This window comes from Rhizobium sp. RHZ01 (assembly GCF_014851595.1).
Classification (GTDB): domain Bacteria; phylum Pseudomonadota; class Alphaproteobacteria; order Rhizobiales; family Rhizobiaceae; genus Rhizobium; species Rhizobium altiplani.
Genome location: NZ_JACUZZ010000022.1, coordinates 49,010 through 71,120 on the forward strand (window position 1 = coordinate 49,010; position 22,111 = coordinate 71,120).

19 protein-coding genes and 1 pseudogene are annotated in these 22,111 nt (G+C 59.0%); 15 read left to right on the forward strand and 5 right to left on the reverse strand.

What is annotated here, in order from left to right; translation table 11 throughout:
• Positions 1–99: 99 nt before the first annotated feature.
• From IB248_RS21365 to IB248_RS21375, 3 genes are read right to left on the reverse strand one after another with little or no spacing between them, the layout of a single operon-like run.
• Complete coding sequence (locus IB248_RS21365; RefSeq protein ID WP_192241632.1) at positions 100–1,587, reverse strand: NAD-dependent succinate-semialdehyde dehydrogenase; 1,488 nt, start codon at positions 1,585–1,587, stop codon at positions 100–102.
• An 18-nt stretch (positions 1,588–1,605) separates the two neighbouring features.
• On the reverse strand, positions 1,606–2,832 hold the full coding sequence (locus IB248_RS21370) for an iron-containing alcohol dehydrogenase (RefSeq protein WP_018858169.1): 1,227 nt from the start codon (positions 2,830–2,832) through the stop codon (positions 1,606–1,608).
• The gene (locus IB248_RS21375) at positions 2,829–3,845 is read right to left on the reverse strand and encodes an Ldh family oxidoreductase (RefSeq protein WP_051085602.1); all 1,017 of its coding nucleotides are present in this window, start codon (positions 3,843–3,845) and stop codon (positions 2,829–2,831) included. The genes IB248_RS21370 and IB248_RS21375 overlap by 4 nt, the downstream gene beginning before the upstream one ends.
• A 107-nt stretch (positions 3,846–3,952) precedes the next feature.
• On the opposite strand from IB248_RS21375, the gene IB248_RS21380 reads away from it, so the two are divergent.
• From IB248_RS21380 to IB248_RS21410, 7 genes and pseudogenes are all read left to right on the forward strand, one after another.
• A complete protein-coding gene (locus tag IB248_RS21380) occupies positions 3,953–4,654 on the forward strand; it encodes a GntR family transcriptional regulator (RefSeq protein WP_112648121.1) in 702 nt (233 codons plus the stop codon).
• A gap of 10 nt (positions 4,655–4,664) precedes the next feature.
• Positions 4,665–6,245 (forward strand): sugar ABC transporter ATP-binding protein, encoded by a 1,581-nt coding sequence (locus tag IB248_RS21385; protein WP_210333044.1) that lies wholly within the window; start codon positions 4,665–4,667, stop codon positions 6,243–6,245.
• The gene (locus IB248_RS21390; protein ID WP_192241633.1) at positions 6,242–7,234 is read left to right on the forward strand and encodes an ABC transporter permease; all 993 of its coding nucleotides are present in this window, start codon (positions 6,242–6,244) and stop codon (positions 7,232–7,234) included. The genes IB248_RS21385 and IB248_RS21390 overlap by 4 nt, the downstream gene beginning before the upstream one ends.
• Positions 7,235–7,291: 57 nt before the next feature.
• Positions 7,292–8,242, forward strand: coding sequence for a substrate-binding domain-containing protein (locus tag IB248_RS21395; protein WP_037217502.1), 951 nt, complete (start codon positions 7,292–7,294; stop codon positions 8,240–8,242).
• A gap of 58 nt (positions 8,243–8,300) precedes the next feature.
• Positions 8,301–8,915, forward strand: a complete 615-nt coding sequence (locus IB248_RS21400; protein WP_018858163.1) for a DJ-1/PfpI family protein — start codon at positions 8,301–8,303, stop codon at positions 8,913–8,915.
• Positions 8,916–9,409: 494 nt separating this feature from the next.
• Positions 9,410–9,664 carry a plasmid stabilization protein gene (locus IB248_RS21405; protein ID WP_192241634.1) on the forward strand — a complete coding sequence of 85 codons (255 nt, stop codon included), beginning with the start codon at positions 9,410–9,412 and terminating at the stop codon, positions 9,662–9,664.
• Positions 9,661–10,109: pseudogene (locus IB248_RS21410) on the forward strand (type II toxin-antitoxin system VapC family toxin). Before IB248_RS21405 ends, IB248_RS21410 begins: the two are co-directional and overlap by 4 nt.
• 85 nt (positions 10,110–10,194) lie before the next feature.
• Here the strand turns inward: IB248_RS21410 and IB248_RS21415 are convergent.
• On the reverse strand, positions 10,195–11,787 hold the full coding sequence (locus IB248_RS21415) for an ABC transporter substrate-binding protein (protein ID WP_192241635.1): 1,593 nt from the start codon (positions 11,785–11,787) through the stop codon (positions 10,195–10,197).
• 230 nt (positions 11,788–12,017) lie between these two features.
• On the opposite strand from IB248_RS21415, the gene IB248_RS21420 reads away from it, so the two are divergent.
• The 8 genes from IB248_RS21420 to IB248_RS21455 all read left to right on the forward strand — a co-directional run bounded on the left by IB248_RS21420 (position 12,018) and on the right by IB248_RS21455 (position 20,675).
• Positions 12,018–12,833: an NAD(P)-dependent oxidoreductase gene (locus IB248_RS21420; RefSeq protein ID WP_192241636.1), complete on the forward strand. Its 816-nt coding sequence runs from the start codon at positions 12,018–12,020 to the stop codon at positions 12,831–12,833.
• A 6-nt stretch (positions 12,834–12,839) separates the two neighbouring features.
• Positions 12,840–13,919: a mandelate racemase/muconate lactonizing enzyme family protein gene (locus IB248_RS21425; protein ID WP_192241637.1), complete on the forward strand. Its 1,080-nt coding sequence runs from the start codon at positions 12,840–12,842 to the stop codon at positions 13,917–13,919.
• Between the two features lie 430 nt (positions 13,920–14,349).
• The gene (locus IB248_RS21430) at positions 14,350–15,945 is read left to right on the forward strand and encodes an ABC transporter substrate-binding protein (RefSeq protein WP_192241671.1); all 1,596 of its coding nucleotides are present in this window, start codon (positions 14,350–14,352) and stop codon (positions 15,943–15,945) included.
• Between the two features lie 67 nt (positions 15,946–16,012).
• A complete protein-coding gene (locus tag IB248_RS21435; protein WP_192241638.1) occupies positions 16,013–17,029 on the forward strand; it encodes an ABC transporter permease in 1,017 nt (338 codons plus the stop codon).
• Between the two features lie 67 nt (positions 17,030–17,096).
• Positions 17,097–17,939 (forward strand): ABC transporter permease, encoded by an 843-nt coding sequence (locus IB248_RS21440; RefSeq protein ID WP_169681760.1) that lies wholly within the window; start codon positions 17,097–17,099, stop codon positions 17,937–17,939.
• A 10-nt stretch (positions 17,940–17,949) separates the two neighbouring features.
• A complete protein-coding gene (locus tag IB248_RS21445) occupies positions 17,950–18,801 on the forward strand; it encodes an ABC transporter ATP-binding protein (RefSeq protein WP_192241639.1) in 852 nt (283 codons plus the stop codon).
• Complete coding sequence (locus tag IB248_RS21450) at positions 18,798–19,556, forward strand: ABC transporter ATP-binding protein (protein ID WP_192241640.1); 759 nt, start codon at positions 18,798–18,800, stop codon at positions 19,554–19,556. Before IB248_RS21445 ends, IB248_RS21450 begins: the two co-directional genes overlap by 4 nt.
• 60 nt (positions 19,557–19,616) lie before the next feature.
• Positions 19,617–20,675 (forward strand): dienelactone hydrolase family protein, encoded by a 1,059-nt coding sequence (locus IB248_RS21455; RefSeq protein ID WP_192241641.1) that lies wholly within the window; start codon positions 19,617–19,619, stop codon positions 20,673–20,675.
• 28 nt (positions 20,676–20,703) lie between these two features.
• On the opposite strand, the gene IB248_RS21460 is transcribed toward IB248_RS21455, so the two are convergent.
• On the reverse strand, positions 20,704–21,852 hold the full coding sequence (locus tag IB248_RS21460) for a mandelate racemase family protein (protein WP_018858153.1): 1,149 nt from the start codon (positions 21,850–21,852) through the stop codon (positions 20,704–20,706).
• Positions 21,853–22,111 lie beyond the last annotated feature (259 nt).

The window sequence follows — 22,111 nt, forward strand, 5'->3', positions numbered from 1 at the left end:
TTCTTTCACTCGCTTTCACGATCTCGCTGACAATGCTGTCGAAGTGCGCAACATGATCACGTATGCGAAATGGGTCCGTTTCCACGATTGCTCCCCAGCTCAGAAACTTGTTGCGATATATTTCGCTTCCATGAATTCGGCAATGCCATGATGCTGACCACCCTCGCGGCCAAGGCCGCTTTGCTTCACACCGCCAAACGGGGCTGCAGGATCGGATACAAGACCACGGTTTAAGGCAATCATCCCAGCCTCGATGCCGTTGGAGACCCGCAGCCCGCGTGCAAGGTCGCGCGTATAGACGTAGGCAGCCAGGCCGTATTCCGTGTCATTGGCTCTCCGGACGGCTTCTTCCTCGGTTTCGAAGCGATAGAGCGGCGCGACCGGACCAAAGATTTCCTCTGAGGCCATCTCTGACTCAAATGGCACATCCGCCAGAACAGTCGGAGGATAGAAATAGCCGTCACCTGCCGGGACGTCGCCGCCACAGAGTGCACGGGCTCCTCGGACCTTTGCATCGGCCACGAGGCGTGCGATCTTGTCGACCGCCTTGCGGGTGATCATTGGACCGCATTCGGTGTCCCCGGAAACTCCCGACCCCATAATGAGCGCGCCCATGCGCCTCGTGAGGCCTTCGGCAAATGCATCGTATATCCCCGACTGGACGTAGAAGCGGTTGGCCGCGGTGCAGGCTTCGCCGGCGTTTCGCATCTTGGCGATCATCGCACCGTCAAGGGCCGCTTCCAGGTCTGCGTCGTCGAACACCACGAAGGGTGCGTTGCCGCCCAACTCCATGGAGCAGGAGATGACATTCTTCGCAGCCTCCGCCAAGAGGCCGCGACCGACACCAGTCGATCCTGTAAAAGAGAGCTTTCTGACACGTGGATCCGCGAGAACCTCTGCCGTTAATGGTCCGGGGCTGGTCGTCGTCAGTACGTTTACGACACCGTTCGGCACCCCGGCCTCCTCATAGATGGCAGCCAATGCGTAAGCAGTCAGCGGTGTTTCGCTGGCGGGCTTGAGTATCACGGTGCAACCAGCAGCAAGCGCAGGCGCGATCTTCCGGGTAGCCATCGCCGCAGGAAAATTCCACGGCGTGATCAGCAGGCAGATGCCTATCGGCTGGTAGTCGACGATGATGCGATTGGTGCCTGATGGCGCTATGCCGAACTCGCCCGTAATGCGGACAGCTTCTTCCGCATTCCAGCGGAAGAACTCGGCTGCGTAGGCGACCTCACCACGCGCGTCGCGCAACGCCTTGCCATTTTCCAGCGAGATAAGTGTCGCCAGCATCTCGGAGCGCTCGATCATAAGCTCGAAGCACCGGCGCAGGATCTCGGAGCGCTTGCGTGGCGGCGTAGCCCGCCATCCCGGCGCTGCAGCGGATGCAGCTTCGACACTGGCGCGGGCATCCTCGATCGTGGCATCCGGCACGGTGGCGAGAACCTCGCCCGTCGAAGGGTTCACGACGTCGATTGTCCGACCGGACCGAGATGGCTGCCAGGCTCCATCGATGTAGAGGCCGCGTGCGGTCGCCGTGAGATCCGGCAGTTGGTGGTCGATTTGAGGTATGTGTTGGGCAATGGTCATGATGCTTCCCCGATTCTCTTAGATGGCGGATGCGGCGAGATCGCCTTCGTAGGCCGCTCTGACGAGACGCTTCATGGCGTCGAGGTCAAAAGACCGCGGATTGTTTTTGATGAGCCTGTCGATGCCGAAGGCCTGTTCAGCGGTCCAGTCCAGCTTGTCGGCGGCAAGGCCCAGATCCGCGAGCGTCCGTGTAATGCCTATTGTTGCAAACAGTCTGCGGATCTCTTCGATGGCGGCCAGTGCAAGTTCTTCCTCGCTACCGTTCGCGTTGTCGAGGCCGAGTGCGGTGCCGATTTCGGCCATCTCGGCAGCAGACACGGATCTGTTGTAATTCATCACATAAGGCATCATGGTAGCGACACCGAGACCGTGTGCTGTGTGGGTCAGCGCTCCGGCCGGATATTGGATTGCGTGAGCTGCAGCGGTCCCTGCAGTCCCGAAGGCACATCCGGCCGCCAACGCACCCATCATGACATCGGCCCGTGCGTCTTCATCGGAGCCATTCTTGCAGGCCCTCTCCAGGCTGCGGCCGAGAAGCTTGATCGCCAGCAACGCGAAATGATCGGTAAGAGCGCTCTTTCCGATGAATACATGGTTCTGAGCAAGCAGCGGATCGGTACCGCGTCGCGCCGCGGTGAAGGCCTCGATTGCGTGGGTGAGGGCGTCGGCCCCCGCAACCGCCGTCAGTCCGGGCGGGCAGGTCATCGTAAGTTCGGGATCGCAGATGGCGGTTGTGGCGATCAGATAGGGACTGGATATCCCGACCTTGAGCGTGCGTTCGGAATCGGAAATGACAGCGACGGGCGTGACTTCGGACCCCGTCCCCGCCGTCGTCGGCACAGCGATGATCGGAAGCGTCGGGCCGGGCACCTTGTACTCGCCGTAGTAGTCCTTCAACTGCCCGCCATGGCTAAGGAGCAAGGCGGCACACTTTGCCATGTCCAGGCAGCTTCCTCCACCAATGCCAATCACCATGTCCGGGTGAAAGGTTCGTGCTTCCTCCACGCAGACGGAAACTGTCTCGATGGGAACGTCCGGCTGGACACCATCGTGGATCAGTACTGCGATCGAGGCGGCCTCGAGCGCCTTCACGATATCCGCGAAGACGGGCGTAGCAGCGAACCGCTCGTCAGTGCATAGCAACGCACGCTTGCCCAGCCTCGTGGCAATGTGCGGGAGGGCATGACGTTGTCCCTTGCCGAAGAGAATTTCCTGGGGAAGCCGAATGGCGGCGAAAAGGGTCATTGTGCATGTCCTTTAACAAGTGCTTCGTTTGAGCGGGAAAGGGCGTTAAGTTCGTCCCAAAGCCTTCCAGGAATCTCGATTCCGTCGCAGAGCGCCTGCTGGCGGCGCGACCAGGTGCCGTCGCCAGGGACCGTTACTGGTCGTGTGGGCTCGGCTGGACGCGATTTCCGGATGCGATCGAGGTAGGTACTGAAGCAAGCGAGGAGGTCGGGCTGCTTGCCGGCGTCGATGGCAATCAACACGTCCCCCTTGTTGCAGATGGCATCGGCATCCAGCGTTCCCCGGACGTCAGGCGCAGTCGATGAGTCCGCAATCGAGGCCACCAGCAATTCAAGTGCCATACCAAGCGCGTATCCCTTGGCGTCGCCGAACGGAGCGATCGACCCGTTCATTGCAGCGGCGGCGTCGGTCGTCATTTCTCCGTCGCTGTCGCGTGCCCAACCCTCCGGGATCGCGCATCCGTTTGCCGCATGGTGATGGATCTTCCCCATTGAAACCACAGAGGTCGCGAGATCGACGACCAGCGGTCGGTCCGCAGTCGGCACTGCAATCGCAAGGGGATTGGTTCCGAGGAGGGGCGTTGTTCCGCCATATGGGTGGACGAGTGCCTCGCTCGAAGATAGCGCGATCCCGATGATGCCTTCTTTCGCGAGGTGCTCTACGTAATAGGCGAGCATCCCCAGGTGGTTTGAGTTCCTGATGCCAGCAACGGCGACGCCTGTCGAAGAAGCTCGTTCAGAGAGCATGGTGCATGCCTGGAGAGCGACCACTGGCCCCAGTCCGCGCAGACCGTCGATCTTCAGGAATGACGGCGTTCGCCAGTGTGATTTCCCTTGGGTGCTTGGATCGATGAGACCATTGCCAATTCTCTGAAGTATCCTCGGCAGCCTTTGAAGGCCATGCGATGGATGACCTCTCAACTCTGCTTCGACGAGAACGTCGGTTTGCTGCAAAGCGTATGAACGAGGGGTCCCTTTTTCCTCGAGAAGGTTCCTCACCAGGTCCGCCGCTATCTCCCTCTTTACTCTCACGACAGCTCCAAATAAAATCCTATAGGATATAGTATTGAATATCGGCGAGCATCGTGTTAGCGATTGGTTCTGTCAAGAGGCAATAGATGATGCAGAATAGAACACCCACGATCCTTAACGATGCGCCGGACACGGGCGCGTTCATCCCGAGGGCCAATAGTCTTGCGGGAAGCGTCTATGAGGCAATCTTCGCCCAATTGATGGCTTTGAAGATTCCCCCAGGCGCAAGGATCAATGTCGATAATCTGGTGCGCGAACTGAATGTCTCGCAGACGCCCATCCGCGAAGCGCTTGGGCGGCTGGAAGGGGAGGGACTGGTAGTCAAGACCCACCTAATCGGTTACAGCGCGGCTCCCCAGATCGCCCGACGCCGCTTCGACGAGCTCTATCAGCTGCGTCTTCTGCTTGAGCCGGACAGCGCAGCCAGAGCGGCCCTCGCGATGGACGATGAAAAGCTTGCAACGCTTCGCGAAGCAGCCGGAGTGATGGGGCGACGTGATGGCACCGATGAGCGCCTTCGCTATTCGACCTTTGCGCGCCAGGACGCAATGTTCCACGACCGTATCCTCGAATATGCGGGCAACGAGCTCATCCGCGAGACGCTCAATCACCAGCACACGCATTTCCATATCTTTCGTCTGATGTTCCACTCACGGGTGACCGAGGAGGCTCTCGACGAACACGAAGCGTTACTGACGGCATTCGCCGCAGGCGACGCCTCCGCCGCCGAGAAGGCGATGCGCGTCCACCTTGAGCATTCGCGGGACAGGCTGCTCCCAGCTTTCGATTGAGGAATCTGCGATGTCGAGCGTTGTCAGCATTCAGAGAGATGGAAGAGCGCCCGTGGTTCAGGCCGATGACCTCGCACGTCAGCCGGTGTTGCGTGCCGAAAACCTTTCCAAGGAATATGGCCCGGTCACGGTTCTTTCGGATGTGACACTCGACATCCTTCCCGGCGAGATTCACGCGATCATCGGCGAGAATGGTGCCGGCAAATCGACTTTCATGCGGCTTCTGTCCGGCTACGCTGAACCTACAGCAGGTTCGCTGAGCATGGACAAGGGCGTGGTCCGTTTTGTCAGGCCTGAGCAGGCCCAGCAGGCTGGTATTGTTCTGGTCCACCAGGAAATTCTGCTTGCCGATGCCCTGACTGTCGCGGAAAACCTGTTCCTCGGCCGCGAATTGATGCGCAACGGAGTCGTTGACGACCGGACGATGCGCCGTCTCGCCGCTGAGAAGCTTGCCGAACTCGGAAGCATGGTTTCCCCCAATGCGCTAGTGAGAAACATCTCGCTTGCCGACCGCCAGCTTGTCCAGATCGCTCGGGCGCTGCTGGATGATCATAGGCTGGTGATCTTCGACGAACCGACCGCCGTCCTTACGGGGGACGAGGTCGAGCGATTGCTCTCGATCATCCTGCAACTCAAGGCGCAGAAGATTGCTGTCCTCTATATCAGCCACCGTCTCGACGAGGTGCAGCGAATTGCAGACAAGGTAACGGTGCTGCGCGACGGCAAACTGGTCGGCACGCACCCGGGCCACAGTCTCAGTCAGTTGGACATGGCGCGTCTGATGGTCGGACGCGACCTCGCGGCGCTCTATCCGGAAAAGTCACCCGCGGCCGCTGGTGAAAAGATGCTTTCAGTCCGGAACCTGTCAGTTCCGGGTTTTGCAAAGGATGTCACCTTTGACGTTCGCAAGTCCGAGATCCTCGGCTTCGCCGGAATGATCGGGGCAGGCCGGACGGAGCTATTCGAAGGGATCATGGGGTTGAGACCGGCAACTGGCGAGGTCGAGCTCGAAGGCAAGTCGATCAACATTCATTCGGCGCGGGCGGCGATCGACGCCGGGATCGGTTACTTGACCGAAGACCGGAAGGGAAAAGGCCTTCTCCTCCAGGAGCGGCTTGCACCCAACCTCACCCTGTCCGCGCTTCAACGGTTTCATCCCGGTTTGCTGATGCGGCGACGCCGCGAACAGACCGCTCTGACACAGGCCGTCGATCAATACGACATCCGATTGAAGAGTTTGGGGGTGAAAGCTGGGCAGCTATCCGGTGGCAATCAACAAAAGCTTCTGCTTGCAAAGGTATTGTTGGCCGCGCCCTCGGTCGTCGTCATCGACGAGCCGACGCGTGGCATCGATATCGCCAACAAGGCGCAGATTTACGCATTCATCCAGCGGCTCGTGACGGAGGGCAAGGCGTGCGTCGTGATCTCCTCTGAAATGCAGGAACTGATCGGGATCTGTGACCGAATTCTTGTGATGCGGGAAGGGCGCATCGCGGGGGAGGTCTCAGGAGACAAAATGACGGAGCACAACGTCGCGCTTCTGGCGACAAGCGACGTTGCTCCGGGAAAAGGCGAGGGAGGAAACAGATGACTGTTATTACGGGTTCGACCCCGGTCAAACCGGAGCGGGAATGGAATATCGGATGGGCGGATGTGGGACCATTTGTGGCTCTGATCGCATTGCTGGCAATCGGTTTTGCGGTCAATCCGGATTTCCTCTCCGCGACCAATCTCGGCAACGTCATCACCCGCAGCGCCTTCATTGCGATCATCGCGGTCGGAGCAACCTTCGTCATCTCTTCGGGGGGCCTTGATCTCTCCGTGGGCTCCATGGCCGCATTCATCACCGGGATCACGATCATGTTCATGAACCGGATGGCACCCGACTGGGGTGTTTCGGCAATCCCGGCCGGGATGGTGGTGGCGATTGCCGTGGGTCTCCTCTGCGGATTGATGAACGGCATTATTGTGACTGTCGGCAAGATCGAGCCGTTCATCGCGACGCTCGGAACAATGGGCATCTTCAGGGCACTGATCACGTACATGTCCGACGGCGGCACAATCCCGATCGATCGCACTCTCCGCGACGCGTACCGCCCCGTGTACTTCGGCACCGTCGCGGGCATCCCGTTGCCGATCCTGATCTCGATTGCCGTCGCTGTCGTCGCCTCGTTCATTCTCTACAAGATGAAGTACGGGCGCAAATGCGCCGCGGTCGGGGCCAACGAGGACGTTGCCCGCTATTCCGGCATATCGATAATCAAGACCCGGACGATCGCCTACGCCATCCAGGGTGCCTGCGTTGCGATCGCCGCGATCTGCTACGTGCCGCGTCTTGGCGCGGCCACCCCGACGACTGGCGTTCTCTGGGAACTCCAAGTCATCACGGCAGTTGTCATCGGCGGAACCGCACTCCGCGGCGGCAAGGGTCACGTCTGGGGCACGGTTGCCGGAGCGGTCATCCTTGAACTCATCGCCAACCTGATGGTGCTATCCGACTTCGTTTCCGAATACCTGGTGGCGGGCGTCCAGGGCGTGATCATCATCATCGCGATGCTCATTCAGAGGTTCTCGAAATAATCCGCGTCCGGACCGCGCGGCGAATGAATTTTGTCGGTCCTATTCTGGGAGGAATGAATGTTGAAGAGGAAATGGGTTGTGGCACTCGCCGCAAGCACGGTGCTGCTCGCGGGTCACGCATTCGGCGCCGACAAGAAAGTGGTCGCCGTGTCGATCCCGGCTGCCGACCACGGTTGGACGGCAGGCATTGTCTATCACGCGCAGGCCGCAGCAAAGGAAATCAATGCCGCGTTTCCGGACGTGGAGGTGGTGGTAAAGACCTCGCCTTCGGCTACGGCGCAGGTGAGCGCGCTTGAGGATCTGTCGGCCGGACGCAAACTCGATGCGCTGGTGATCTTGCCTTACACGTCCGAGGAACTGACGACCCCCGTCAAGGCGGTGAAGGATGCGGGAACCTTCATCACGGTAGTCGACCGCGGCCTGAACGATCCAACGATCCAAGACCTATACCTGGCTGGCGATAACATCGCCGTCGGACGCAACACTGCAAAATTCATGATCGACAAGCTGGGCGGCAAGGGGAACCTCGTCGTGTTGCGAGGAATTCCGACAGTGATCGATGACGAGCGCATTCAAGGATTCCAGGACGCCATCAAGGGCACGGACCTCAAGGTACTCGACATCCAGTATGCGAACTGGAACAGTGACGAAGCCTTCAAGCTGATGCAGGACTATCTGGCCAAATACCCTCAGATCGACGCCGTATGGGCAAACGACGACGACATGCTGCTTGGGGTACTCGAAGCGGTCAAGGAATCCGGGCGCAAGGATATCAAGCTGGCACTCGGCGGCAATGGCATGAAGGACATCGTCAAGAAGGTCATCGACGGAGACGCCATGACCCCGGTCGAAACGCCTTACCCGCCAGCGATGATCAAGACAGCGATCTACATGACGGTCGCCAACTTGGTCGGACAGGCTCCCACCAGAGGAAACGTCAAGCTCGACGCGCCTCTCATCACGCAGGCGAACGCGAAGGAGTATTACTTCCCGGACTCGCCGTTCTAATCATAGAAACAGGGGTGGCAAAGAGCCACCCCGCCGCATGGACAAAGAGGAGTAAATCATGCCAGGCAAGAAGATACTGATGCTGACCGGTGAATTCACCGAAGAGTACGAGATCTACGTTTTCCAGCAGGCGATGGAAGCAGTTGGCCATACGGTCCACGTCATCTGCCCTGACAAGAAAGCCGGAGATCTCATCAAGACCTCGCTTCATGACTTCGAAGGCGATCAAACCTATACCGAGAAGCTCGGGCACTTCTTCACCATCAACAAGACATTCTCAGAAGCCGAAGTGCAGCTAGACCAATATCACGCCGTTTATGCTGCCGGTGGCCGCGGTCCGGAATACATCCGCACCGACAAACGTGTGCAGGCCATCGTCCGTCATTTCCACGAGAAGCAGAAGCCGATCTTCACGATCTGCCATGGCGTGCAGATTCTTATTGCGGTCGACGGCGTCGTGCGCGGGAAGAAAGTCGGTGCGCTCGGCGCTTGCGAGCCGGAAGTCACACTCGCAGGCGGTACCTATATCGACCTTTCGCCGACCGAGGCCTACGTTGACGGCACGATGGTATCCGCAAAGGGATGGACGGCGCTCGCCGCATTTATCCGGGAATGCCTGAAAGTGCTCGGGACAGAGATTCACCACCGGGATGATGTTGCACAGGCAGCGTAAGCTCCTGCGACCTCTCCATCAGGGTCGCCGTCACCCGGCGGCCCCAAACCAGAAGTTTCACTGCTTCCGATGCACCATTCGTTTGCGGCCAAGCTTGAAGGGGTGAGGCCCTCTACGGTTTTGCATGGGATCTGTCGAGCCTCCCCTGGTCGTCTTGAGAAGTCAAAGGTTCGCAACGAAACTTCGACTGCACCGCCATCAGATGTAACGGCAGGTTCATAAGCGACCGCCTGATCAATCCTACTTCGAAGGCAACGATGGAGCGACATATCACTCTTCTCGTTCAGCGCGCGATCGCTGCCGCCATCGCCAGGAAATATAGGAAGCCTCGGATGCAACATTCACCGGATCTGGGCCGACCGCGGCCAATGATGCAGTCATCAACAACGGCGGGGCCGCGCAGGTCACGGGCAGCGACACAGATTATGCTTGGATAGAAACGTCATTTTATGTTTGTTGATATCAGTGTCATCACTCGTGGTTAGGTGATATCGATGCCGGCGGTTACTATTCGCAATATTTCTGATGAAACACATCGCGCCCTACGCGTACGCGCGGCTCATCACGGCCGCAGCACCGAGGCCGAAATTCGTGACATTATCGAGGCAGCGGTTCGCCCGTCTGAACGTATTAAGCTGGGCTCGCTATTAGCGGGCATTGGGCGCGACGCTGACCTCTCCAATTCGGACGTCGAAGCTCTGCAGCAGGATCGCGATGAGACACCTGCAGAACCGATGACTTTCGAATGATCCTGCTTGACACCAATGTGATATCGGAGCCTTGGAAGCCAGTTCCTGACCAGACCGTGATCGCTTGGTTGGATGCACAAGCAATTGAAACGCTTTTCTTTTTGCCGCAACGATTGCTGAGCTTCGTTTTGGTATCGGGGCCATGCCCCCGGGGAAACGGCAAACCATTCTTCACGATCGGCTCGAAGCTGAAGTGCTTTCGCATTTTTCCGAGCGTATCCTCTCCTTCGATCTCGCTACGTCGCAGTTTTACTCGGAACTGATGGTGCGCGATCGAGTATCCGGAAAGGCTATCGCTAAGGCGGATCGATATGTTGCAGCCACAGCAGCGGCGAACGGTCTTTCGGTGGCAACACGCGATACAAGCCCCTTTGAAGCCGTTGGATTGAAAGTTATTAATCCATGGCTTTTGCATAGCCGCGCAACCTTGAAAAATGCGCGATGACGTCAGGCAGGTCCTCGATCATTCGTGCCCTATAGAGGCGCCCGCAGCGGTGGCCGCGGGCACGTCCTGGAGGAGCTTATGGGGATCAGCGCTGCTTGGAGACAGTGCGGAGACGAACGGTCCAGCCGTAATGGTTTTCGTAACCCTTGACGTCAGCGCGGTAGACGACGCTGTCGACGACTGCCGAAATCGGCTGCAGGGCCGGAACGAGGTCCTCGTAGCGCTTCTGGATGTCCTCATACATTGCCTTCTGCTTCCCCTGGTCGCGTTCCACCAAGGCTTTGGCCGACATGTCGTTCAGCTGCTGGTCGAAGAAAGAGGTCCGCCAGCCGATAATTCCGCTGAGCTTGGCATCGTCGGCATTGTTTGGATTGATGACAAGTGCTCGTAGGTTGGAATGCGGATGCGGCTCCTGACCACCGCCGCCGCGGCCGACGATCATCTCGAACTTGCGTTCGCGCATCGGGCCATAGATCTGGTCTCCGGCCCCCTGGACGATCTCGGCCTTGATGCCAGCCTGGGCCAGCGTCGCCTGGATCGCGGTGGCGGTGTCGGCAAACGGCGGCTCGTTGAGCGTCAGCAGCTTGACGGCGAAACCGTTCGGATAACCCGCCTTGGCGAGCAGTTCCTTGGCCTTGGCGACATCGACCTTGTAGTCGGGATCCGGCAGGGCGCCGATCACCCCCTCTGCGACTGGGCGCAGACGCTTGGCGCCGTAATTCGGCATGATCGTCTTGTTGATGCCGTCGTAATCGATGAGATAACGGATCGCCATTCGGACATCCTGGTTCTTGAACCGTTCGTCCTTCATGCTGACTGCGAGGAAGTAGAAGCCCGAGCTCGGCGTGCTCTGGACTTCGACATCCTTGTTCTTGCTGAGTGCGGCGATATCCGGAACGGAAAGACCGATCGCGACATCGACGTCACCCTTTTCCAGCATCAGGCGTTTGGTCTGGGACTCCGGAAGGTGACGGAAGATGACCCGCTTCATCTTGGGTTTTTCGCCCCAGTAATCGTCGAACCGCGTCAGTATGAGCATTTCGTTGGAGGACCAGCGCGTCAGGTTGAAGGCTCCGGAGCCGGCGGCATTGACCTTCAGCCAGGCCGCGCCCCTGTCGCCATTGGTCTCATGGGACATGACGGTCTTCATGTCGACGACCGCGCTCGCATCTGGCTTGCCGAAGATATCGAGGGTGAGCTGCGGATCGGTCGCTTGGGCGGGCTTGAGGGTGATCTTGTTGCCGTCCGCCGTCAAAAGCGAGTCGATATTGTTGCCCCTGTAGCCAAAGGACGACCAAACGCCCGCGCCGACAAGACCAAGGCCGATGTTGCGCTTAATTGACCAGACAACGTCTTGCGCTGTCACCGGGTTGCCGGAGCTGAACGTCGCGCCGTCTCTCAGCGTAAAGGTGATCGAACCATCGTCGGCGATCGTCCAGGAGCTCGCAAGGCCCGGATTGACGGTCTTCTTGTCGGCGCCCAGTTCCACCAGCGTGTCGTAGAGATTGGTGATGACGCCGGTCGCCTCGCGCCCCGAGATCGCAGCCGGATCTAGAGTAAGGATATTGTTCATGCTCAGGCCGACGATCAACTGGTCGGCAGGCGTGTCCGCAAATGCGACCATCGGCGCGGACAGCGTCAAAGCCGTGGCGAGCGCCACATGCCTCATCCATTTCATTGGGGTTCCTCCATTCTGGCGCTCACCGTAAGACATCATATGAGCTGCGGTCTTGTATGAAGACCTAAACAGCTTCTTTCGTCAACATATGCTGGCAGTATCGCGTAGATTTGTCTAAACACGGAAACCACGGGGCTTCGATGGAGCCTCGGCATCGTATTTCTGACGCCTTGTCATATGATAAGATTGCTGTTACCCGACAAGGGTTCGGTCCGAATAGGAGGAGTAGGATGAAGCGGCTTCTGATCACCGGAGCTGCCGGCAGTATGGGCATGGCCATGCGGCAGCGACTCGGCCATTTGGCCGAAGCCATTCGCGTTTCCGATATCACCCCGCTGACGGCAATTGCGCCCAATGAGGAACCAGTCAGCTGCGACCTGATGGATGCTGACGGTGTGATGCGAATGGTGGAAGGCTGTGAAGGTATCTTGCACTTCGGCGGCATCCCGTCGGAAAACACCTTCGACAGTATTCTGGATGCCAATATACGCGGCCTCTACAATCTCTACGAAGCGGCACGCAAGCATGGCAAGCCGCGCATCCTGTTCGCCAGCAGCAATCACACGGTTGGCTTCTATCGCCAGGACCAGTTCATCAGCGTCGACCAGCCGACCAAACCGGACGGCCTCTACGGCGTATCGAAATGTTTCGGCGAAGCTCTGGCGCAGATGTACTTCCACAAGTTCGGTCAGGAGACGGCGATCGTGCGCATCGGCGCATGCTGGCCGAAGCCGACGACGGTGCGAATGCTGGCGATCTGGCTCAGCTTCGACGACATGGCCTCGCTCGCCGAGCGAGTGTTCAAAGCGCCCTATCTCGGTTGTCCGACGATCTGGGGCGTTTCCGACAACCAGACGAAATGGTGGGACAATTCGGCTTCCGCCTATCTCGGCTGGAAGCCGAAGGACAATTCTGAGACCTATCGCGCCGAACTGGAGCGCAGCCCCGGCATCCCGGACAAGGACTCGTCCCAGGCAAAATGGCAAGGCGGTGGTTTCGTCGACGAGCCAATCTATATCGAGCCTCCGCGCTCCCCGATCCGGTAAAGTCTCATGAAAATTACGCACCTGACCACCACCGCCGTCAGCCTGCCTCTCGCCGAACCGCTCGGCAATGCCACCGCCACCATTCGCGAGTTCTCCTGCATCGTCGTAGACCTCGGCACCGATGAAGGATTGCGGGGCGAAAACCTCATCTTCACCATCCGGCCGGAGCAGGTAAAGCTTCTGGACGCCATGGTGCATGTGCTGTCCGACGCTGTGATCGGCCTTGATCCGGACGATACCGGCGCATTCTGGGCGGATGCCTGGCGGCGCATCAACTTCATCGGCTTCACTGGCGTCTCGATTATGGGCATTTCGGCGATCGACGGAGCTATCTGGGACCTCAGAGCCAAGCGCGCTGGTCTTTCGATCTCGCGGATGCTCGGCAGGTGCCGGGAGACAATTCCAGCCTATGCGAGCGGCGGGTTGTGGCTCACCCAGGACATCCCGGCACTGGTGCGCCAAGCCGAGGGTTTCGTCGCGCAGGGTTTCAAGGCGATGAAGCTGCGCCTTGCCGGAAGGATCGAAGTCGACCTGCCGCGTGTCAAAGCCGTCCGGGCGGCGATCGGCAGCGAGATCGGGCTGATGGTCGATGCCAATCAGGTGCTGGATGCGGATGCCGCCATCAGGCTCGGCGATGCGTTGGCGCCGTTCGACATCGCCTGGTTCGAGGAACCTGTGCCGGCGCATGCCCTCGAGGCTTCGGCCAAGGTGGCGAACGCCCTGCGAATACCGATCGCCTCAGGGGAGAACGAATACACTCGCTACGGTTTTCGGCGGATGATCGAAACAGGCGCCGCCTCCATTCTCATGCCCGATCTTCAGCGGATCGGTGGTGTGACGGAATTTGCGCGCGTCGGCGCTCTGGCGGCGAGCTTCGACTTACCGATTTCGTCACACCTCTTCCCGGAAATGAGCCTACAGCTCCTTGCTCATGTGCCTACGGCTCATTCTCTCGAATACATGGAATGGTTCGCTCCGCTCTATCGGGAGAAGATCGATCTTATCGACGGTCTAGCGCGGGTTCCCGATGCGCCGGGATGGGCAATGGCATTGGATCGCGCTGCTATTCAGCGCTACAGCCTTTGACAACAAGCACTGCGGAACGGCTGGGCGCCTTCTCAAGGAAGCCGTCTTTGCCGTTTTTGCGTTTCCGAAGAAGATAAGAACCGGCGTTCCGGTCGTGAACGAGACACTTGAAGGACGCCCCGCCTACATGAAGGCATTCACAATTGCAGTTGGCGTCTTTGGACGCTACGCCTCCGATCGACGCGGCTCACCTCTTCGAGGGCACCGGTTTGAGGAGCTTTTTGCCTTAAGGGCCAATGCCCGCGAGTTGCTCTCCATGCGCTCTTGCTATCGGAAGGTGTTTCTGACCGTCAGGGCAATTGCCGCCCGCTTGCGAAAATACGGATCGCTGCCGTGTGGGCATATCATACAACTTGACTAATGAGATATGATGACAGATAGTATCACCAGTCGATCGGGAGTCGGCAAAGGAGGATTTTCGATGTATCACATGAAGGCAATGATTGCTGCAGCGGTTATCGGCGCAGCATGCTGGAGCGCACCGCTCCGTGCCGAAACGCCGCCAAACATGCTTGTTGTCGGCTTCTCGATGAACAATATCCTGACATTGGATCCGGCGGCCATTACCGGCAAGGAGACGGTCCAGGTTCTCGCCAACATATACGACAACCTGGTTTCACTCGATCCGGTCAACAGGTCCGAGGTCACGCCTCAGCTCGCGGAGAGCTGGGTCGTCAGCGATGACAAGTCGAAGATTACGTTCACCTTGCGAGACGGGGCGACCTTTGCTTCCGGCAACCCCGTCACGTCCGAGGACGTCGTCTGGTCGTTGAAGCGGTTGATGTCACTGAACCTGGCCCAGGCGTCGTTTCTGAAGACCCATGGGTTCACTGCCGACAACGCCGAGGCAAGCTTCACCGCTCCGGACGTCAAGACCGTGGTCATCACGCTTCCCAAGAAGGTTGACCCGGAACTTATCATCATGACGCTGGGCATCGTTGGCCCGGGATCGATCTATGACAGCAAGACTGTGCTGGAAAATGAAAAGGACGGTGACAAGGGTGCCGCCTGGCTGACGACGCATTCAGCGGGGTCGGGACCATTCGTGCTTGGTGAATGGCGCTCGAACGAGCGCGTCGTGCTTGATCGCAACGACAAATACTGGGGCGATAAGCCGGCGATGCGCCGCATCATCATGCGTCATCTGGCTGAATCGCAGAGCCAGCGCCTGATGCTGGAGAAGGGCGATATCGACATTGCCTTCTCGATGTCGGCGGCCGATCTCAAGTCGCTGGAAGCCAACAAGGACGTAAAGATCGAAACAATCGGTGGCAGTGGCTTCTATTACCTTGCGGTGTCGATGAAGGATGAGAAGTTCAAGAACCCGAAGGTCCGAGAGGCGCTTCGCTATCTGATCGACTATCAGGGTCTCGACAAGACTGTCCTGCCTTATTTCGGCAAGCTACGCGATCGGCCGATCCCGAGCGGCATCTTCGGTGCATTGCCTGATGCCGGCTACAAGCTCGATGTCGAGAAGGCGAAGGCGCTGCTGGCCGAAGCAGGCTATCCGAACGGTTTTTCGACGACGCTCCGCGGTATTTCGGACGCGCCGTTCTTGAACCTCGCAACGGCTCTCCAGGCAACACTTGCGCAGGCGGGCATCAAGGCCGAAGTCATCACCGGGTCCGGCGATCAGATTTATGGCGCGATGCGCGAACGCAAATTCGAGTTGCTTGTCGGTCGCGGCGGCGGCGGACAGTTGCCGCATCCCGACTCCAATCTGCGCGCTATCGCCTACAACCCGAACAATTCGGACGAGGCAAAGCTGACAAACTTCCAGGGTTGGCGAACGTCGTTCTTCGACGAGAAGCTGAACAGCATGATCGATGCTGCACAGGTTGAAGGCGACAAGACTGCTCAGACTAAACTCTACGGCGATATCCAGGCGTATTATGCCGACCTCGTACCGGCGATCCAGCCGTTCTCCGAGGTGGTGGATACCGTGGGCGTGCGCGCCGATATCAAAGGGCTGGCGCTTAATCCGTCGTGGTCGACGCAATTGCGTACGGTCACCAAGGAACGCTAGGCCGCCAACACGTGCGACGGGTGTGTCCCGTCGCACATGCCATTTTGTGACTATGAAAGATCCAGCAATGAGCCATGATCGCATCTTTGCCACCGCGCGGCAGGCCGGCACCATTATGGTGACCTTGCTCGGCCTCCTCATCCTGACGTTTTGCATCGGTCGTCTGATGCCGGTGGATCCGGTGAGAGCGATCGTCGGGGAGGAGGCGGATCGCGCCACCTACGAGTTGGTCGCAGAGCGGTTGGGGGTCAATCTGCCGCTTCATACACAGTTCATCCGCTACGTCGGGGACGTGGTGCGCGGCGACTTCGGAGTTTCTATCCGCACGGGGCAGCCGGTCATCAGCGACATTGCTCATGTCATGCCGGCTACGATTGAACTTGCCACCTTCGCCATTCTTTGTGGGGCTGGTTTCGGGATACCTCTCGGTATTTTCGCGGCGATCAATCGTAATCGGCCAGCCGATCACATCATCCGCTTCCTGACGCTGATCGGGCATTCAATGCCGATCTTCTGGACGGGCATGATCGGCCTCATTATTTTCTACGCGATGCTTGGGCTCGTGGGCGGCGGCGGGCGGATTTCCGACTACTATATCGGCCTTGTGCCGGAGACGACCGGCTTCATGCTCATTGACGCGGCGATCGCTGGCGACTGGGAGGTCTTCGGCGATGCGCTCAACCATCTCATCCTGCCCGCCAGCATTCTCGGTTACTCGTCGATGGCTTACATCACCAGGATGACGCGAAGTTTCATGCTCGACCAGCTTGGGCAGGAGTATGTTACGACGGCGCGGGTGAAGGGATTGTCGAAGGGCCGGACGATCTGGCATCACGCCTTTGCCAATATCCGGGTTCAGCTCGTAACCATCGTTGCCTTGGCATATGGCAGCCTACTCGAAGGGGCGGTGCTGATTGAGACGGTCTTCTCCTGGCCGGGCTTTGGACAATACATCACCAACAACATGCTCATCGGCGATATGAACGCGGTGATGACCTGCGTGCTGCTTGTGGGCGTTATCTTCATCGCGCTGAACCTGCTTTCAGACGCACTCTACAAGATCTTTGATCCAAGGACGCGGTGACATGGCACCAGGACATCTTGAAATGAGCAATCTTGTTTTGACTGAGCGTCGCAACGGACCTGTTGTCATGGCGGCCAGACGGTTCGCCGCGGTAATCGGCGAGTTGCTGGCGAACCCAACAGCTGCCTTCGGCGTCATCGTCGTCGCGATACTGCTGTTGACTGCGCTGCTTGCTCCCGTTCTCGCCAGCCACGACCCCAATGTCGTCGACCTCGGCAACGCTCTGGGCCGACCGAGCAGCCTTCATTGGTTCGGAACGGACGAACTGGGAAGGGACGTCTACAGCCGCCTCGTCTATGGAAGCCGGATCAGCCTGACATTCATTTTCATCGTGTCTATCATCGTTGGCCCGGTCGGACTTCTGGTCGGAACGACAGCCGGATACTTCGGCGGCTGGTGCGACACGGTGATGATGCGCATTACCGATATCTTCCTGTCGTTTCCGAGCCTGATCCTGGCGCTTGCCTTTGTCGCGGCATTGGGCGCGGGCCTGGAGAATGCGATCATCGCCATAGCGCTTACTGCCTGGCCACCGATTGCCCGTCTGGCACGAGCCGAGACGCTGACCTTTCGCGGGGCGGACTATATCGCTGCCTCGCGCATGCAAGGAGCCTCGCCACTGCGAATTATCGTAAAGTCGATCATGCCCATGTGTCTGCCCTCGGTCCTCGTCCGCATTACCCTGAGCATGGCGACGGTGATCCTCACTGCTGCTGGCCTCGGCTTCCTCGGACTTGGCGCGCAGCCGCCCTTGCCCGAATGGGGTGCGATGATGGCGACGGGCCGGCGCTACATGCTGGACAACTGGTGGCTCGTTGCGTTTCCAGGCGGCGCGATCCTGCTCGTCAGTCTTGCTTTCAACCTGTTGGGCGACGGTCTTCGCGACGTGCTCGACCCGAAGCAGAAGTGAGGAACGTCACATGGCCAATCTCCTCGATGTCCGCGATCTGCATGTCAGCTATCGCGGTCGCAAAGGTGACAACCCGGTTGTCAAGGGAATCTCGTTCTCGCTCGGGCAAGAGAGGCTGGGTATCGTTGGTGAATCCGGATCGGGAAAATCCACCATCGGTCGGGCGCTACTGAAGCTTCTGCCGACGGCTAAAATTACAGCTGAGCGGATGCAATTCGGTGAAACCGATCTGCTGACCTGCCGCGAGAGAGAGATGTTGCAGGTCCGCGGACGCCGTATGTCGATGATCTTGCAGGACCCGAAGTTTTCTCTCAATCCAGTCCACCGGGTCGGCGATCAGGTTGCGGAAGCCTATCGCATACACAGTGGCGCCTCACGCGGCGCGGCCAAGCAACGCACGCTGGAAATGCTGGAGGCGGTGCAGATTCGTGATCCTGAGCGGGTGTTCGGTCTTTATCCGCACGAGGTCTCGGGCGGAATGGGGCAGCGCATCATGATCGCGATGATGTTGATCCCCGAGCCTGAGCTGATCATCGCCGATGAGCCGACCTCAGCGCTCGATGTCACGGTGCGCATGCAGGTGCTGAAGATCCTCAATGACCTGGTGATCAGTAAGGGCATTGGGCTGATCATGATCAGCCATGACCTCAACCTGGTCCGAAATTTCTGTGACCGCGTTCTGGTGATGCGGTCGGGCGAGTTCGTCGAGGAACGGCAGGCGCGCGACCTGAAGAACGCCGAACATCCCTACACACGCGGATTGCTGGCAGCGCAGCCTCACATCGGCGGTGACCGCCGCCCACTGCCTGTCTTGAGCCGCAGCCAGACCATCAAAGTCGCAACAGTTGAGGGTACACCATGAGCGCGATCGAGATTGAGAATCTATCCATTTCGCTCGGCCTTGGCGTTCACGCAAAGCGCATTCTCGGGGGCGTGAACTTCAGCGTCGACAAGGGCGAGTCCTTCGGGCTTGTCGGAGAATCTGGTTCGGGCAAGTCGACGGTCCTGCGGTGTGTCGCCCGCCTGCTGAACGCGTGGGATGGTAGGATTGCCATCAACAACAAAGCCGTCCGCGATACGCCTCAGGACGAATACTGCCGTACCGTCCAGATGGTTTTCCAGGACCCCTACGGATCGCTTCACCCGCGCCAGTCGATCCAAACCGCGCTTCAGGAGCCCTTGCGTATTCAGCGTATGGATCGCCATCAAGAACGCATGGAACAGGCGCTGATCGAGGTCGGGCTCACTCCCGCCTTTCTCCAGCGCTATCCGCACGAGCTCTCCGGCGGGCAGCGCCAGCGCGTCGCCATCGCACGCGCACTCATCCTCGATCCTTCCTTCCTGCTGCTCGACGAGCCAACTTCGGCCCTCGATGTGTCCGTTCAGGCAGAAGTGCTGAACCTCCTCTCCGAGCTTAGAGCACGCAAGGGGCTGACCTATCTCCTCGTCTCGCATGATCTCGCGGTGATCGACCATATGTGCGATCGGCTGGCGGTCATGCAGCATGGACGCATCGTCGAGATCCTGGACCGTGCGGTCCTTTCGACGGGGCGGGCGACCGATCCCTACGCAAGGGAGTTGATCCGAGCCAGTGTCGAGTACGACCAGGCAGTTTGAGCTGGCGCCAAGCGGCGCAGTCGCGAGGTTGGCAGCGCCAGGCAATACGGATGAAGGCCGATGATCGACCGCGACAATCTTGCTTCCATCGCTCGACGGCATCGCGACACGTCAGTATTTCCGTTGAGGTTTGGCGGCTCTTCCGTCGACTTCGCGACGTGGCGTTCCTCGACCTTGGCCTATGTCGTGCAGTCGACCGATCCTGACGCATGCCATGTCGACCGGGTCGAAACGATTGCGCAATGGGATTGCTCGTCTTATGCCGGCAGACGGTTGAGCCTTCGATTTTCCAACGGCGAGGTGGCTGAGGCCATTCTCCTTCTGCCACACCAACAGACACCTGCACCAGCCTTGCTGATGTTGCATGATCACGGTGCGACCTTCGATATCGGCAAGGAAAAGGTAGTCCCTGCGCCATCAGATAGTCCGACGCGGGAAGCAGCGCAGGCGTGGGCAGATCGTTTTTATGGGGGACGTTTTCCTGGAGAGGCGGCGGCGCGGCGAGGCTATGTCGTTCTCAGCGTCGATGCGCTCGGCTGGTCAAGCCGTTGCGGCAACGGGTACGAAGCGCAGCAGGCGCTTGCCGCTAACCTGATGCAGTTCGGTGTCTCGCTTGCCTCAGTCGTTGCCATGGAGGATATCGCAGCCGCCAAATTTCTTGGCGAGCTGCCAGAGGTTGATCGGAAGCGCGTGGCAAGTTTCGGATTTTCCTTTGGCGGGTACCGCGCCTGGCAGGTCGCAGCTCTTTCTGCCGACATTGCGGCCTTCTGTGCAATCGGCTGGATGGGCACCTTGGAGGGGCTCATGCAGACCGGCGGCAACCAGTTGCGCGGCCAATCTGCATTCTACATGCTGCATCCACAGATCGCGGGCAAGCTGGACTATCCCGACTTTGCCGGCCTTGCAGCGCCGAAGCCGGGCTACTTTCTGAGTGGGCGCGAGGACCGACATTTCCCTCCAGCCGTCGTTGAGGCTGCGTTTGGCCGTCTGCGTGAGCTCTGGTCGGCCGGAAGGGGGATGCACAATCTGAAAACGGCCATCTGGCAAGGCGGCCACGAGTTTCCCATCCCAGAGCAGGACGCGGCACTCAACTGGCTCGATGCGGCTCTGAGGGGCTGACAAACGACGCTTCGCCAGCCCCTCTTGTTCATGCCACCAAGTTCGCCTCGATGAAGGCGAAGTTGATGTCTTCCCCAAGACCCGGCTTATCGGAAAGGTGGACATAGCCGTGTTCGTCCATGGGATCGACAAGCGCGTTCAGATACTCGAAGCCGTCATCATACTCGAGGAAGGGATGCAAGAGGCCTCGCTCGTACCACTTGGCATTCTTGCTGCAGGCGGCGACGATCAGGTTCGGGGCGCCGTTGCCATGAATTTCGCAATACATGCCGAAGGACTCCGCAAGGTGCATCGACTTCATCGCGGGGCTGATGCCGCCGACATCGTGCACGCCTGTCCGCAGGATGTCGCAGGCATTCGAGGTGATCCACTCGGCGCGACTGAAGTGCTTTCCACCAGCGCTCTCCGGACCAAGAACGGGAATATCGAGATTGGCGGCAAGCCAGGCGTAGGAGGCCGAGCTTTGCTCATCCATCGGCTCTTCGATCCAGTCGAAGCTCAGCTTTTCCAGGCCTTTGCCAAGTTCGAGCGCCTCGGTCCGGCTATACCAATGAAACGCATCGATCATCAGGTGGATATCGGGACCAACGGCCTCCCGCACGGCCGCGCAGGCCTTCAGATCCATCTTCACATCAGGTGCCCACGAGACCGGAGGCATCCAGGTATGCAGCTTGATACCCTTGTAGCCGCGCTTTACCAGCTTTTCGGCGAAGCGCCCGTAGTCTTCCGGCGTCGCAAGGCCGCCCTCGAGCTCATCGCCACACATGATCGATCCATAGGCCCGCACCTTGTCGCGATAGCCGCCGATAAGCTTGTGGACGGGGATAGCGAGCTTACGTCCGGCGAGATCCCACAGCGCGCAGTCCACGATAGCAAGGGTCCGGTCGGTCAGTTGCGCAGCACTGCCACGCTGCCAATGGGCGAGTTCCTGCCAGAGTCTCTCGCGATCAAATGGATCCTGGCCGATCAGTACCTTTTTGATGAACTTGTCGAGGACATGCGGACGAACGATTTCGGGCGGGGAGAAGCAGTAGCCCTCGGTGCCATCGTCTGCGACGATCGTCAGCAGCGCAAGGTTGACCTTGTGAGCCGGCCCAGGATGCGCATGCCCAGCCGTGTCGGCGTGGCGATAGGTCGTGTGCGCAAAGACGCGCACGTTAATATCGACGATCTTCAAGTCTTCTCCTCCAGGTTCTTTCTGTGTCCGGCCGGTGGCGGAATACGGCAAATGTCGAAGGTTCGATCCACAGTCCTGTCGCGTCATCGCCTGGACTGTTTCGGTGCTGACGTGCGCGGCGATGCCTTTGCCGAAGGCCTCCGGATGCTTACTTGTAATACGGCGTCACTAATGTCATAATATGTCTGACGCGTTCTGGTCAATCGGATTTTTGCAATCTCTTGACAGACGGGCGTCGTTCGGGATGTCTAGATCGACA